Source organism: Streptomyces sp. NBC_01410, assembly GCF_045040195.1.
GTDB lineage: Bacteria > Actinomycetota > Actinomycetes > Streptomycetales > Streptomycetaceae > Streptomyces.
On record NZ_CP109530.1, the window covers coordinates 4,364,309 to 4,379,517 of the forward strand.

At 69.8% G+C, this 15,209-nt stretch carries 13 protein-coding genes; 11 read left to right on the top strand and 2 right to left on the bottom strand.

Features of this window, described 5'->3' with window-relative positions:
- Positions 1 to 231 precede the first annotated feature (231 nt).
- Together OG741_RS19995 and OG741_RS20000 are read left to right on the top strand one after the other, a co-directional pair.
- Positions 232 to 1,782, top strand: coding sequence for a PP2C family protein-serine/threonine phosphatase (locus tag OG741_RS19995; RefSeq protein WP_405599751.1), 1,551 nt, complete (start codon positions 232 to 234; stop codon positions 1,780 to 1,782).
- 132 nt (positions 1,783 to 1,914) lie between these two features.
- Entirely contained in the window at positions 1,915 to 3,372 is a 1,458-nt protein-coding gene (locus OG741_RS20000; RefSeq protein WP_405599753.1) for an aminopeptidase P family protein, read from the top strand.
- A gap of 38 nt (positions 3,373 to 3,410) precedes the next feature.
- Here the strand turns inward: OG741_RS20000 and OG741_RS20005 are convergent, their stop codons facing one another.
- The gene (locus tag OG741_RS20005; protein WP_405599756.1) at positions 3,411 to 3,872 is read right to left on the bottom strand and encodes an ATP-binding protein; all 462 of its coding nucleotides are present in this window, start codon (positions 3,870 to 3,872) and stop codon (positions 3,411 to 3,413) included.
- A 227-nt stretch (positions 3,873 to 4,099) separates the two neighbouring features.
- Between OG741_RS20005 and OG741_RS20010 the strand changes: the two genes are divergently transcribed.
- From OG741_RS20010 to OG741_RS20050, 9 genes are all read left to right on the top strand, one after another.
- Entirely contained in the window at positions 4,100 to 4,903 is an 804-nt protein-coding gene (locus OG741_RS20010; RefSeq protein WP_405599759.1) for a hypothetical protein, read from the top strand.
- A gap of 96 nt (positions 4,904 to 4,999) precedes the next feature.
- Positions 5,000 to 5,737, top strand: coding sequence for a YcnI family protein (locus OG741_RS20015; protein ID WP_405599761.1), 738 nt, complete (start codon positions 5,000 to 5,002; stop codon positions 5,735 to 5,737).
- Between the two features lie 32 nt (positions 5,738 to 5,769).
- Entirely contained in the window at positions 5,770 to 6,423 is a 654-nt protein-coding gene (locus OG741_RS20020) for an SCO family protein (protein WP_328674415.1), read from the top strand.
- Positions 6,420 to 6,866, top strand: coding sequence for a copper chaperone PCu(A)C (locus OG741_RS20025; protein ID WP_405599764.1), 447 nt, complete (start codon positions 6,420 to 6,422; stop codon positions 6,864 to 6,866). The genes OG741_RS20020 and OG741_RS20025 overlap by 4 nt, the downstream gene beginning before the upstream one ends.
- A 22-nt stretch (positions 6,867 to 6,888) precedes the next feature.
- Entirely contained in the window at positions 6,889 to 8,850 is a 1,962-nt protein-coding gene (locus tag OG741_RS20030; protein ID WP_405599766.1) for a copper resistance CopC/CopD family protein, read from the top strand.
- Positions 8,851 to 8,869: 19 nt separating this feature from the next.
- A complete protein-coding gene (gene efeB / locus OG741_RS20035; RefSeq protein WP_405605667.1) occupies positions 8,870 to 10,135 on the top strand; it encodes an iron uptake transporter deferrochelatase/peroxidase subunit in 1,266 nt (421 codons plus the stop codon).
- A gap of 311 nt (positions 10,136 to 10,446) precedes the next feature.
- Entirely contained in the window at positions 10,447 to 11,382 is a 936-nt protein-coding gene (pheA, locus tag OG741_RS20040; RefSeq protein WP_405599768.1) for a prephenate dehydratase, read from the top strand.
- 582 nt (positions 11,383 to 11,964) lie between these two features.
- Positions 11,965 to 13,242, top strand: coding sequence for a serine--tRNA ligase (gene serS, locus OG741_RS20045; protein WP_405599770.1), 1,278 nt, complete (start codon positions 11,965 to 11,967; stop codon positions 13,240 to 13,242).
- Positions 13,239 to 14,039, top strand: a complete 801-nt coding sequence (locus OG741_RS20050; RefSeq protein WP_405599772.1) for an HAD family hydrolase — start codon at positions 13,239 to 13,241, stop codon at positions 14,037 to 14,039. Before serS ends, OG741_RS20050 begins: the two co-directional genes overlap by 4 nt.
- A gap of 450 nt (positions 14,040 to 14,489) precedes the next feature.
- Here OG741_RS20050 and OG741_RS20055 read toward each other — a convergent pair whose 3' ends face one another.
- Positions 14,490 to 15,209: an ABC transporter permease subunit gene (locus OG741_RS20055; RefSeq protein ID WP_405599774.1), complete on the bottom strand. Its 720-nt coding sequence runs from the start codon at positions 15,207 to 15,209 to the stop codon at positions 14,490 to 14,492.

Sequence of the window (15,209 nt, forward strand, 5' to 3'; positions counted from 1 at the left end):
CCTCCGGCTGTTATGACGCCCGGGCCCGTCGCCAGGTTCCGGGGCGGTCTCAACTGCCCCTGGCCATCACCGTTTAGGTACCCATCCCGCTTGGAATGACTCCCCCTCGGGCTTCGCCCTGGGAGGATCCCCCCTGCCGAACAGCCCTCAGTCGACCTCAATTGACCGCCAGGGGGTGCTTTTTTCGGCCAAGTTCAAGGTCACCTAGACACCACCGATCCCACTGGTCCAATGCTGGACATCCCCTTACTTGTGCGTGTACATGTGGATGCATTGATAGCGGCGCAGAATGACATGGGGGTTTGCGATGCTATTGAGCGAAACGCACCAGTCGGAAAGCCGGCTGCCATGAGCCCCTCTCACCTGCCGAAAGTGGCTGGAATCGATTCAACGGTTCCCAACCCCGCGCACACTGCCGCCGCCCTGCCCGCCATCCCCGCCGCACCGGCCCCTCCCGGAGCGGTGATTCAGGACCGGCTCGCAGGCTGGGTCTCCGACCTGACCACCCTCCACGAACTCACCGAGCGGCTGGTCCGGACCGCTTCGCTCGACGACGCCCTGCATGAACTGCTGCGCGCCGGTGCCGCCCTCGTCGGCGCCCGGCGTGGCCTGGTTGTCCTCGAACCCGCCTCCGCCGTCTCACGGGCCGACTGTTTCGAGCCGGACCGCGGTCCCGCCCTCACCAAGGGCCTCGGGTTCACCCATGCCGAACTTGGCCACATCGAGACGGTGCCGCGCACCGCGACCGCCTACGGGCGGATCCTGGACGGCCGCCTCCCGGACGGACTGCCCGGCCCGGACGGACCTCCCGAGGCTGTCGCCCAGCCCGATCTGCTCGCCGACAAGACGCTCGACTCCCGCCACCGCGAGGTGGCCGTCCGCCTCGGCTACGCCGCCAGCTACACCGTGCCGCTCGCCTCCGAAGCGGCCGGAACGCTCGGCGCCGCCGTGTGGATGTACGACGAGCCCGCCACCCCGGTGGAGCGCCAGTGCCATCTGGTCGGCCTCTACATGCGCTACGCCACCGAGCATCTGGCCCGGCTCGTCGAGCTGGAGCAGGCGCGCGCCACGGTGGCGACCGTCGCCGAGGAACTGCTGCCCAGCCGGCTGCCCCGGGTGCCCGGCGTCCAGCTCGCCGTCAGACACCGCACCACCCCAGGCGGCGGTGGCGACTGGTACGACGCGCTGCCACTGCCCGAGGGAGCGCTGGGGCTCGCGGTCGGATCGGTCAGCGGCTCCGGTCCCAGCGCGATGGCCGCGATGGGACGGCTGCGCGCCTCACTGCGGGCGTACGCCGTGATGGAGGGCGAGGACCCCGTCGCCGTACTGTCCGATCTGGAGCTGTTGCTGCGGCTGACGGAACCGGCCCGTACCGCGACCGCGCTCTTCGCGTACGCGGAGCCTGCCGCCAGGAAGATCGTGCTGGCCGGCGCCGGGCACACACCTCCGCTGGTGGTCGGGGAGCGGCGTACCGAGTTCGTCGAGACGTCCCTGTCCGCGCCGCTGGGGATGCTCGCGTGCTGGGAGGCTCCGAGCGTGGAGCTGTCCCCCGAGCCCGGAGAAACGGTGCTTCTCTACACCGACGGGCTGCTGCAGCGTACCGGTGACCCCATGGACCGGGCTTTCGCCCGGCTGCACGCGGCGGCCGCGAGTGTGCCGAAGTCGCTGCGCGACGACCCGGGAGCGATCGCCGAGCATGTGCTGCGCACGGTGCTGCCCGAGGGGCTCGACGAGGCCGACACCGGTGAGGACGTGGTGTTGCTCGCTGCCCGTTTTGACTGATTCGTCGCACGTTTTCCACAGGACACCTGGCCGTCTTCCGCTCACACATACGATGGTGAGGTCGCCCCCGGCTGAAGCCAGGGGAGGTCCCAGTGTCGTATCAGGAAAGGCCGACAGGCCCAGGAGGCAGACGTGGCCGAGGAGCTCCCCCCGGAGACCCCGGAAGAAGAAGAGCAGCCGATCAAGCAGCGTAAGAACGGCCTGTACCCGGGCGTGTCCGACGAGCTCGCCGAGAACATGACGACGGGCTGGGCCGACACCGCGCTGCGCGACCTGGAGCCCATCGCGCAGGCCTCGCAGACCGCCGCCCGCCGTGCCGCGCTGTCCGCGCGTTTTCCCGGCGAGCGCCTGGTGATCCCGGCGGGCAATCTGAAGACCCGCTCCAATGACACCGAGTACGCCTTCCGCGCCTCCACCGAGTACGCCTACCTCACCGGCGACCTGACGGAGGACGGCGTCCTCGTTCTGGAGCCCAAGAACGGCGCGCACAAGGCCACCGTCTACCTGCTGCCGCGCTCCAACCGTGAGAACGGCGAGTTCTGGCTGTCGGGCCAGGGCGAGCTGTGGGTCGGCCGGCGTCACTCCCTGGCCGAGGCCGAGCAGCTGCTGGGCATCCCGGCCAAGGACGTGCGCGAGCTGCCGGAGAAGCTGCGCGAAGCGAGCGGCCCGGTCCGCGCCGTGCGCGGCCACGACGCCGGTATCGAGGCGGCGCTGACCGACAAGGTCACCGCGGAGCGCGACGAGGAACTGCGCGTTTACCTCTCCGAGGCGCGTGCCGTGAAGGACGAGTTCGAGATCGGCGAGCTCCAGAAGGCGTGCGACTCCACCGCGCGCGGCTTCGAGGACGTCGTCAGAGTCCTGGACAAGGCCGAGGCGACCAGCGAGCGCTACATCGAGGGCACCTTCTTCCTGCGCGCCCGCGTCGAGGGCAACGACATCGGCTACGGCTCGATCTGCGCCGCGGGACCGCACGCGACCACCCTGCACTGGGTGCGCAACGACGGACCGGTCCGCTCCGGCGAGCTGCTGCTGCTGGACGCCGGCGTGGAGACCCACACCCTCTACACCGCGGACATCACGCGCACGCTGCCGGTCAACGGCCGCTTCAACGAGCTGCAGCGCAAGATCTACGACGCGGTGTACGAGTCCCAGGAGGCGGGCATCGCGGCCGTGAAGCCGGGTGCCAAGTTCCGCGACTTCCACGACGCCTCGCAGCGGGTGCTCGCCGAGAAGCTCGTCGAGTGGGGTCTGATCGAGGGTCCGGTGGAGCGGGTGCTGGAGCTGGGTCTGCAGCGCCGCTGGACGCTGCACGGCACCGGCCACATGCTCGGCATGGACGTCCACGACTGCGCCGCCGCGCGCACCGAGGCCTATGTCGACGGGACCCTGGAGCCGGGCATGTGTCTGACGGTGGAGCCCGGGCTCTACTTCCAGGCGGACGACCTGACCGTGCCGCAGGAGTACCGCGGCATCGGCGTCCGGATCGAGGACGACATCCTGGTGACCGAGGACGGCAACCGCAATCTGTCGGCGGCGCTGCCGCGGCAGGCCGACGAGGTCGAGGCCTGGATGGCCTCGCTCAAGGGCTGACCCGGAGGCCGGACACAACCTCCAGGAGGGCGCGCTGCTCAGGAGACCTTGAGCAGCGCGCCCTCCCGCCATTTGAGGATCTTGTCGAAGCTGACCACCGCACCCCGGCCGGGCCGGTTGCGGACATGAACATGGTCGGCGAGCTGCTCGATGAGACAGAGACCGCGGCCGCTTTCGGCGGTCGGGGACGGTGGTTGCGCGGCATGCGCGCACTGCCCGCCGCGCCGGACGGGAAAGCCGGGCCCCGAATCGGCCACTTCGATACGGCACTTCTCGCCGTCCAGATAGGCGGTCACGCGGTACGCCGCCGAGGCTTCGCCGGCCCCCTGACCGCCGCCGTGTTCCACGGCGTTCGCGCAGGCCTCACTGAGGGCGACCGACAGATCGTAGGAGATGTCGGGATCGACTCCCGCGGTCTCCATCGTGCCGAGCAAGAGGCGGCGGGCGAGCGGGACGCTCGCGGCATCGCGCCGCAAGTGGAGTGACCACCAGATGCTCATGCTCCGGCCTCCTGGCTGCGGCTCGACATACCGATACGTATTGCCGTAAGACACCGTGCGTAAGCACACAGTTGATGTGATTGCGCTCATTCGGCGGATGCGCACGGTTCGGGTGGCGGTGTATGCGCCGGCGCTTGAGGCCTCGTACGCGGCGATGCGCGTCAGAAAAGGGATCTTCCGGACCTGCCGTATGGGCGCTCCGGGCACAGTGCGATGATGACCCGGCCATGTCGTCCCTTCCCGTTGCGCGCGCCGGAGCCGGTCCCCGGCTGCTGAGGGCCGCGGTGTTCACCGCGGTCTGCGTTGTGCTGTCCGCGACGGGACATGCGCTGGCGGCATGCGCCGCGATTCCCTGGTGGACGCTCACGGCAGGCTTCGTCGGGATGTTCGCGCTGGTAGCGCCGTTCGCGGGACGGGTGCGCTCGCTGCCGTCCATCGCGGTCGCGCTCACGGCCGGACAGCTTTCCCTGCACGCCCTGTTCGGGCTCGGACAGCATCAGCTGCGCCTCGCCCCCACGGCGGACGACGCGTTGATCAGGATGGCCGCGAAACTGATGTGCGGGGCGGGCGCCGCCTCGATCAGCCCCGCGGACGCCCGGCGGATCGTCACCACCTCCGGTATCACCCCGCCCGGACAGGGCGGACCCGGCGGACACCTCGGCCATGAGCACGTGGCGCAGACCGCCGTCGCTTCGCCGGAACTGCTGCCCTCCCTCCCCATGCTGCTGGGGCATCTGCTGGCCGCGCTCGCGACCGGCTGGCTGCTGCGGCGCGGGGATCTGGCGCTGGAGCGGCTGATCCGCTTGTCGGCGGACTCGGCCCATGAGGTGGCCGAGGCGGGCCGGCTGCGTTCGCTGCGTGCCGCTCTCCGTCTCGTACGGGCGCTGCGTTCCGGTCTGGCGGTGGCGCCCGCCGTGGATCCGCGCACTGCCCGGATCTCGTCCGCCCCTCCCGCGCTCCTCGCCGGTGAGGCACTCCAGCACACGGTGATCAGGCGCGGGCCTCCCGCCCGCCTCGCTCTGGCAGCCTGACGCGGCCCACTCGACGGGAGTGGTGCCGTGGTGTCCGCGCATCCGTATGTGCGCGGCGCACACTCACCTCTTCTGAACTGTGGAGTGTCCTCACCCATGAACCTTTCCCGTATCGCTGTCGCGACCGGAATCGCTGCTTCCTCCGTGCTGCTCCTCTCGGGCACCGCCTTCGCGCACGTCAGCGTGCAGCCGCAGGGCGCGGCCGCCAAGGGCGGTTACGCGACGGTCAACTTCAAGGTCCCCAACGAGCGCGACAACGCCTCGACCGTGAAGCTCGAGGTCAGCCTCCCGGCCGACCACCCGATGGCCTCCGCCATGCCGCAGCCCGTCCCCGGCTGGAAGGCCGTCGTCACCAAGGCCAAGCTGGCCAAGCCTCTTGAGGTGCACGGCAAGCAGATCACCGAGGCCCCGTCCAAGATCACGTGGACCGCGGACGGCGGAAAGATCGCTCCGGGCGAGTTCCAGCAGTTCCCCGTCTCCCTCGGCCGACTGCCCGAGGACACCGACCAGTTGGTGTTCAAGGCACTCCAGACGTACGACAACAAGGAGGTCGTGCGCTGGATCGAGGAGGCGAAGGAGGGCGCCCCGGAGCCCGAGTCTCCCGCGCCCGTCCTGAAGCTGTCGGCCGCGACCGAGGACCACCACGGCGGCAGTGCGAAGGACGCGTCCGCGAAGGACGGCAAGAACGCCGGGCACGACGAGGACACGAAGTCCGAGACCGCGTCCGCCGACAGCAGCGACACGACGGCCCGCATCCTGGCGGTCTTCGGCATCCTGGTCGGCATCGCGGGTGTGGCCTTCGGTGTCCTGGCCGGCCGCCGTCGCTCCTCCTGACGCTCCGTACACCACACTTGGGACATTTCTCCATGCGCAAGAAGACCGTGCTCGCGGCCACGCTCGTCGTGGCCGCTGCGCTCAGCCTCTCCGCCTGCTCGGGCGGCGACGACTCCGCCAAGAGCCCTGTCGCCGATGTCTCGGCCGGGGCGAACCGGCCCGCGACCGTGCTCGACCAGCCGTTCACCAAGCCGAACCTCGTCCTCACGGACACCCACGGCAAGAAGTACGACCTGCGTGAGCAGACCAAGGGCAAACCGACGCTGATCTACTTCGGCTACACGCACTGCCCCGACGTCTGCCCGCTGACGATGAGCAATATCGCCATCGCCAGGAAGCAGCTCCCCAAGGCCGACCAGGACAAGCTCCAGGTCGTGTTCGTCACCACCGATCCGGAGCGCGACACCCCGGCGGAGCTGGCCAAGTGGCTGCCGAGCGCCGGAGACCCGTCCTTCACCGGGCTCACCGGCGACTTCCCGACCATCCAGGCCGGCGCACGCCAGATCGGCATCGGCATCGACCCGCCGAAGAAGGAGAAGGACGGCACGGTCGTCTCCATGCACGGCGCCCAGGTCATCGCCTTCTCCCCGAAGACCGACAAGGGCTATGTGCTCTACGGCGAGGACACCACGGCGGACGACTACGCCAAGGACCTCCCGAAGATCATCCGCGGGGAGAACCCGTGAACCGGCGTACGTCTCTCGCTGCCGTCATAGCCCTGACCGCGGGGCTGGCGCTGGCGGGCTGCTCGTCCGACGGCAAACCGGAGTTGAAGGTCAGCGGCGGGTTCATGCCACAGCCCGTCGGTGACATGGCCGCCGGTTTTCTGACGGTGCACAACAGCGGTGGTGGGGCGGACAAGCTCACCACCGTCACGAGCGACATCTCCGACGACATCACGATCCACGAGTCGAAGAAGCAGACGATGCAGGAGGTGAAGGCCTTCGACGTCCCGGCGGACGGCGAGCTCGATCTCGAACGCGGTGGAAACCACATCATGTTCATGAAGCTCAAGCAGCAGCCGAAGCAGGGCGAGAAGGTCACCGTGAAGCTGCGCTTCGAGGAGTCCGACCCGATCACGGTCGAACTTCCCGTCAAGGAGCCCACGTACAACCCCAAGAAGCACTGAGCACCGAGGGACTGATCAATCCGTGACAGCCACCGCCCCGCGCTTCGGCCCGTCCCCCCTCCGGCTGCTGCTCGCCGCGATCGTGCTCGTCGGCACGCTCTTCGGTGCGCTCCTGGCCGGTGCGAGCCCCGCGTCGGCGCATGCCGCGCTGACCGGGAGCAACCCGAAGGACGGGGCGGTGGTCGCCACCGCCCCCAAGGACGTCACGCTCACCTTCTCCGAGCAGGTGGCCATGGGGAACGACTCGATCCGGGTCCTCGAACCCAGCGGCAAACGCGCCGACAAGGCCGCCGTCCGCGACCTCGGCACCGGCGGCAAGGTCATCTACGGCGTCGATCTGCTGCCCGGACTGCCCGACGGCACCTACACCGTGGCCTGGCAGGCCGTTTCGGCCGACAGCCATCCCGTCTCCGGTGCCTTCACCTTCTCCATCGGGGCGCCTTCCAAGACCACCGCCGTTGTTCCCGACCAGAAGGCCGGCGGCGGAGTGGTCGGCGTCCTCTACGACATGGCGCGCTACGCCTCGTACGCGGGCTTCGTGCTGCTGACGGGCGGCGCGGCCTTCGTGCTCGTCTGCTGGCAGCGGGGTGCTTCCGTACGGCCGCTGCAACGCCTGGTCGTACGGGGGTGGGTGACGCTCACCGCGGCCACTCTCGCGACGCTGCTGCTGCGCACCCCGTACACCGGCTCCGGGAAACTGGCGGACGCCTTCGACCTCGGCGGGCTGCAGGACGTCCTGCAGACCAAGACCGGCGCCGCGCTCAGCTCCCGGCTGATGCTGCTGGGGGCGGCCGCGCTGTTCATCGCCGTGCTCTTCGGGGCGTACGCGAAGCGGGAGGACGAGGGCGAGAAGAAGGACCTGACCTTCGGACTCGCCATCGGCGGCGCGGTCGTCGCGGCGGGGATCGCGGCGACATGGGCGCTCTCGGAGCATGCGTCGACGGGCATTCAGCCGGGACTTGCGATGCCCGTGGACGTCGCTCATCTGCTGGCCGTCGCGACCTGGCTCGGCGGGCTCGCGGCGCTGCTGACCGCGCTCTACCGTGCACCGTCGATCGAGCGGGCTGCGGTACGGCGGTTCTCCAAGGTGGCGTTCGGCAGCGTGGTCGTGCTCGCGGCGACCGGGATCTACCAGTCCTGGCGGCAGGTCGGCTCCTGGTCGGCGCTGACCGGGACGTGGTACGGGCAGCTGCTGCTGATCAAGGTGGGGCTGGTCGTCGTCCTGGTGAGCGTCGCGTGGATCTCGCGTCGGTGGACGGCGCAGCTCGCCGAGTCGGCGGAGGTGACGGAGGCGGGCGAGGAGGAGGCCGACGAGGAGGCGGCCGATGAGGCGGACCTGGTTGCCGAGGAGGCGGCCGATGAAGCTGACCCGGTTGCCGAGGACGCCGCGGATCCCGAGCGCGTCGCCCAACTCGCCCGGCAGAAGGCCGCGGTGGCCACGGCCCAGAAGAAGAAGGCCCGGGGCAAGGCCAGGGACGCTGACCCGGTACGTTCCGGACTGCGCCGTTCCGTACTGGCCGAGGCAGGCATCGCGGTGGTCCTGCTCGCTGTGACCACCATCCTGACGTCCACCGAACCGGGCCGTACGGAAGAAGAGGCCGCCAACGCCTCGGGCTCGCAAGCCGCCGCGGCCGTGCCGAACGGCCCCACCGAGATCAAGCTGCCCTTCGACACCCGCGGCAAGAACGGCAAGGGCACCGTCCGGCTCAGCCTCGACCCGGCCACCTCCGGCGCCAACGTGATGCACGTCTGGATCTACAGCCCGGACCTGAAGCCGATGGACGTGCCGGAGGTGAAGGTCTCCTTCACCCTCAAGGCCAAGCAGATCGGCCCGCTGCCGATCACGCCCGAACGCGTCGCCACGGGACACTGGAGCGCGGACGCGGTCCAGATCCCGATGCCCGGCGACTGGCACGTCCAGGTGACCGTGCGGACCTCCGACATCGACCAGACCACCACCGACGAGAACATCAAGATCGGCTGACCCACCCGTGAGTGACCCTGTGCGCGACAACGACATCTCCAGGCGGCGGCTGCTCGGCACCGTGGGTGCGGCCGGCGCCACCGGTCTTGTGCTGGGGGCCGCGGGCGGCGCCGCCGCGCATGCCGCGGCCTCCGGCGACGTCCCGACCGCGCTGACGACGCTCGGCTCCACCGGCATCCCCTTCCACGGCACTCATCAGGCGGGCATCACCACGCCGCTCCAGGCCCGCGGCCATCTGATCGCCTTCGACCTGGTCCCCGGTGCGGGCCGCAAGGAGGCCGCCGCGCTGCTGCGCCGCTGGTCCGCGCTCGCGAGTGGGCTGATGGCTGGCCGGTCGGCGGGCGAGGGCGACACGGGCGTCGCGCTGGACGCCGGGCCGTCCTCGCTGACGCTCACCTTCGGCTTCGGCCGCAGCTTCTTCGACCGTACGGGGCTGGTGGCGCAGCGCCCGCCGCAGCTGGACCCGCTGCCCGCGTTCTCCTCCGACCAGCTGGACAAGAAGCGGTCGGACGGTGATCTCTGGGTGCAGATCGGCGCGGACGACGCGCTGGTCGCCTTCCACGCGCTGCGCGCGATCCAGAAGGCGGCGGGGGAGGCAGCCCGGGTGCGCTGGCAGATGAACGGCTTCAACCGTTCGCCGGGGGCCACCGGAAAGCCGATGACCGCCCGCAATCTGATGGGCCAGATCGACGGCACCCGCAATCCGAAGCCGTCCGAGCCCGACTTCGACAAGCGGATCTTCGTGCCGTCGCAGCCGTCGGGGACCTCGGGGTCGGGGACCTCGGAGGCGAAGTACGCGTGGATGGCGGGCGGCTCGTACGCCGTCGTACGCCGGATCAGGATGCTGCTCGACGACTGGGAGCAGCTGCCGCTCACGAAGCAGGAGCAGGTGATCGGCCGTCGCAAGTCCGACGGCGCTCCGCTGAGCGGCGGCAGTGAGACCACCGAGCTCGCGCTCGACAAGACCGGCCCGGACGGAAAGCTGGTCATCCCGGACAACGCCCATGCCCGGATCTCCGCGCCCGAGCAGAACGGCGGCGCGGCGATGCTGCGGCGGCCGTTCTCCTTCCACGACGGGATCGGTGCCGACGGGACGCCGGACGCCGGGCTGCTCTTCGTCTGCTGGCAGGCCGATCCGCTGCGCGGCTTCGTTCCGGTGCAGCGCAAGCTCGACCGGGGCGATGCGCTGTCGGCGTTCATCCGCCACGAGGCGAGCGGGCTGTTCGCGGCGCCGGGCGGGCCGGAGGAGGGCGAGTACGTGGGACAGCGGCTCCTGGAGTCCTAGGGGGTGTCCGGCGGATCAGGCTGGATCAGGGAGCGGCGTCATGCGGCTTCGGATCCAAGGCGGAGGAGGGAGGCATGGCGGAGGAGGGAGGCATGGCGGAGCCATGCCGACCGACGACAACGCAGGAGACGGAGTCGCAGGGCGTCGCGAGCCCAGCCTGATCCGCCGGACACCCCCAGGAACGCCGGGCCCATTAGGGTGACGGTATGTCGGCCACGCGCGCTGCATACATCGGGGGACAACCGCCGAACCCCCGGTCGGGGCGTGCGCAGTCACCGACGCCGCCGCTGCCGCTCGATCGAGGATGACGTATGTCAGCCACTCGTTATACCTATCTCGGCCCCGAGGGCACCTTCACCGAGGCCGCCCTGCGTACGCTCCCGGAAGCCGCCACGCGGGAGCTCGTCCCGATGGTGTCCGTGCCCGCCGCGCTCGATGCCGTACGCAACGGGGACGCCGCGGCCGCCCTCGTACCGATCGAGAACTCCGTCGAGGGCGGCGTCACCGCGACCCTCGACGAGCTCGCCTCCGGCGAACCGCTGATGATCTACCGCGAGGTGCTGCTGCCCATCGCCTTCGCGCTGCTGGTACGCCCGGGCACCAAGCTGTCCGAGGTGAAGACGGTGACCGGCCATCCGGTCGCCCAGCCGCAGGTGCGCAACTGGCTGCGGGCCCATCTTCCCGATGCCCTGTGGGAGTCGGCCGCGTCGAACGCGGACGGCGCTCGGCTGGTGCAGGAAGGCCGCTACGACGCGGCTTTCGCGGGCGAGTTCGCGGCGGTGACATACGGCCTTGAGCCGCTGGTCACCGAGATCCATGACGCCGAGAACGCGGAAACCCGCTTCGTGCTCGTAGGCCGTCCGGCCAGGCCCGCGGCGCCGACCGGTGCGGACAAGACGTCGGTGGTCATCTGGCTGGGCGACGACCACCCGGGTGCGCTGCTCGAACTGCTCCAGGAGTTCGCGGTGCGCGGGGTCAACCTGATGCTGATCCAGTCCCGGCCGACGGGTGCGGGGATCGGGAACTACTGCTTCGCCGTGGACGCCGAGGGCCATATTTCGGACCGCCGGGTGGGCGAGGCGCTGATGGGGCTGAAGCGGATCTGTCCGAATGTGCGGTTCCTCGGTTCGTACCCGCGGGCGGGTGTGGCGGTCGGGGACGTACGGGCGCTGCGTGCGGGGACGTCGGACGCGGAGTTCACAGCGGCGTCCGACTGGCTGGCGCGCTGCCAGGACGGCCGGGCCTGAGCCCACTGCGGGGCCGGGGCCGGCGTCCGGGTCGGGGTCCGAACCGGTCCTACCTGCAGATTTTCGTTATCCACAGAAGTTATCCACAGGTGCGCTTCTCGACCTGGGGACAAGTCGACAACACAACACGACATGGTCGACAAATCGGTCCAGTCGCCCACTTCCGTCCACAGGTACGCACGGTGCCTTGTGTCACCTCAATTCCATTGATCAACTCTTTGGAGCGAGGAATTCCCACCCGAATGAGCGTGTGAGGTGGGTTTGGAAGGGGAATCCTCCGGCCCGCGCCCGCCATTGGAAATGATCATTTCCGTGGTCCACAGATCTCGCACACAGCCTGTGGATAACCGTGCGACAGCCCGTATCCCTGTGGACAAGGGGAGCCCGAGTCCCACCCGCCACAAGAGAAGCGGGTCAATTCAGACAACGGCCGGGTGCCCCATTTCGGCGAGCGGTCGAACGTTTATTGACGCGTGCCCGGTGAATAGGCGGCAGCTTTCTAAATTCCGGCAATTCGGACATAGTGACACGCAAGGCAATATCGAGTGAGGTTGAGCGAGTCGGCACCGGTAGCCTGGTGGGGTGATTGACCTTCGCCTGCTCCGTGAGGACCCCGACCGTGTTCGCGCCTCCCAGCGCGCCCGTGGAGAGGACGTCGAACTCGTCGACGCCCTGCTCCAGGCCGATGAGCGGCGCAGGTCGTCCGGCCTCCGCTTCGACCAGCTGCGTTCCGAGCAGAAGCAGCTCGGCAAGCTCATCCCCAGGGCCACTCCCGAAGAGCGCGCCGAGCTGCTGAAGAGGGCCGAGCAACTGAAGGCCGACGTCAAGGCCGCAGACGCGGCCCAGGACGAGGCCGACGAAGAGGCCAGGCGGCTGCTGCTCCTGCTCGGGAACATCGTCCACGAGGACGTCCCGGTCGGCGGCGAGGAGGACTTCGTCGTCCTCGAGACGCACGGCACGATCCGCGACTTCGGCGCCGAGGGCTTCGAGCCCAAGGACCACCTGGAGCTCGGCGAGGCGCTCGGCGCCATCGACGTCGAGCGCGGCGCCAAGGTGTCGGGATCGCGCTTCTACTACCTGACGGGCGTCGGCGCGCTGCTCGAACTCGCGCTCGTCAACGCCGCGATCGCGCAGGCGACGGAGGCCGGGTTCATCCCGATGCTGACGCCCGCACTGGTCCGGCCGCGCGCCATGGAGGGCACGGGCTTCCTCGGCCAGGCCGCGGAGAACGTCTACCACCTGGAGAAGGACGACTACTACCTGGTCGGCACCTCCGAGGTCCCGCTCGCGGCGTACCACATGGACGAGATCCTCGACGCGGACAAGCTGCCGCTGCGCTACGCCGGCTTCTCGCCGTGCTTCCGCCGCGAGGCGGGGACGTACGGCAAGGACACCCGCGGCATCTTCCGGGTGCACCAGTTCGACAAGGTCGAGATGTTCTCGTACGTCGCTCCCGAGGACGCGGAGGCCGAGCACAAGCGGCTCCTCGACTGGGAGAAGCAGTGGCTGACCGGCCTGGAGCTGCCGTTCCAGGTGATCGATGTGGCCACCGGCGACCTGGGCGCCTCCGCCTCGCGCAAGTACGACTGCGAGGCGTGGATCCCGACGCAGGGCAAGTACCGCGAGCTGACCTCCGCCTCGAACTGCGACGGCTTCCAGGCGCGCCGCCTGTCGGTCCGGATGCGTGACGGCAAGAAGGTGCAGCCGCTGGCGACGCTGAACGGCACGCTGTGCGCCGTACCGCGCACGATCGTGGCGATCCTGGAGAACCACCAGCTGGCGGACGGTTCGGTGCGGGTGCCCGAGGTGCTCCGGCCGTACCTCGGCGGTCGTGAAGTGCTTGAACCGGTCTCCAAGTGAGCTTGCGGTACCGCCTGATCGCGACCGATCTCGACGGCACGCTGCTGCGTGACGACGACACGGTCTCGCAGCGCACGCGCGACGCGCTCGCCGCGGCCACCGCGGCGGGCGCCGCGCACATCATCGTCACCGGACGTGCCGTGCCCTGGACCCGGCACATCCTGGACGACCTGGGCTACGAGGGCCTCGCCGTCTGCGGCCAGGGCGCGCAGGTCTACCACGCTGGCGAGCACCGGCTGCTGACGTCCCTGACGCTGGACCGGCAGCTGGCCCGGCTCGCGCTCTCCAAGATCGAGGCGGAGGTCGGCCCGCTGGCGCTGGCCGCGAGCCGCGACGGGCTCGACGGCGAAGTGCTGGTCGGCCCCGGATACCGGGTGCAGGAAGGCCCGCTGCCGGTGGTGGCGTACGAGGACCCGGCCGAGTTGTGGTCGGCCCCGCTGAACAAGGTGTACATCCAGCATCAGGAGCTGGACGACGACGCGCTGACGAGCGTGGCCAGGGCGACCGTCGGCAGCCTGGTGAACGTGGTGATGGCGGGCGCGGGCATCGTGGAGATGCTGCCGCTGGGGCTGAGCAAGGCGACGGGGCTGTCGCTGGCGGCGAGGCGCCTTGGGCTGCGGGCCGCGGACACGATCGCGTTCGGCGACATGCCGAACGACATCCCGATGTTCGGGTGGGCGGCGCACGGTGTGGCGATGGCCAATGCGCATGAAGAGCTGAAGGCCGTGGCGCACGAGATCACGGCGTCGAACGACCACGACGGCATCGCGGTGGTACTGGAGAGGTTGCTGGGCTGACGCACCGTTGTGGGCATTCGTTCCGCTGGGGCGGAACGGGTGGGCACAACACCCCGGCCCCGGTGCCCTTGCGTCGGGCGGTCACGGGGAAGGGCCCGAACCGGGAGGGGGCGGCCCGCGCAGATGCGCGCTCGAAGCGGCCGCCCCCGGGCAGCTGCCTGCGGGCGGCCTCGCGGAGTCGTCGGTGGCTACTCCGCTGCCTGCCCGGCGCTGCCCTGTGGGGAGCTCGACGGACTCGCACTCGTACTCTCGGTCATCGCCGCGCTCCTCTCCCGGTCGGTGGCGTCGGTCGCACTGGCGTGCGCCCGGCTCAACTACTGTGCCCCGGTGGACGATTCGCTGCCACTGATTTTCCGGCGCGGCGACCGGCGCCCTGCCAGTACGCGTCGGCCCCCGCCCTGAGGACGGGGGCCGAGAACGAACTGCCCGACTGTCAGAGGGCCTTCCAGATCACTCCTCGCCGGCGAGCTTCAGCACCCTGAGCTTCTGACCGGCGTACCAGGTCGCCACCACCGTGACTCCCGCCAGCAGCGTCACGGCGAGCGGCAGCCCCACGTCCGAGCCGATCAGCCCCTCCCCGCCGATCTTCTCGGCGAGTGACAGCGACCACTGCTGCACGCTCAGCGTGCGCGCCCCCGGCACGAGGCTGCCGAACAGCGTCTCCCACACCAGCGCGTAGACGAGTCCGATGACGACCGCATGGCGGCTGACCGTGCCGAGGAGAAGGAACAGCGCGCTGTACGCGATCGATGCGACCAGCGCCGCGACCGTGTAGGCGATGGCGACCTGCTGGCCGTTGCCGTTGAGGATGAACCCGGCGATCAGCGTGGGAATCGCCGAGAAGGCCATGGTGATCGCGATGGCCACGATCAGTTTCGTGAAAATGATCGTCGGGCGCTTCACCGGCTTGGCGAGCAGATAGACGATCGACCCGTCGTCGATCTCGGGCCCGATCGCGCCGGTGCCGGCGATCACTCCGATCAGCGGCACCATCGTGGCGATGGCGAATCCGCCGAGGAGGTCGGCCGCGACCTGGTCGTCCAGGCCGTTGAAGCTCCGGACCGCCACCGCGATGAGCAGCAGCAGACCGGGCAGTACGAACAGGATCGCCGCGCGGCGCCTGCCGAGCACGGCCCGATAGGTGAGCCGGGCGACTGTGGGGTTGTACAT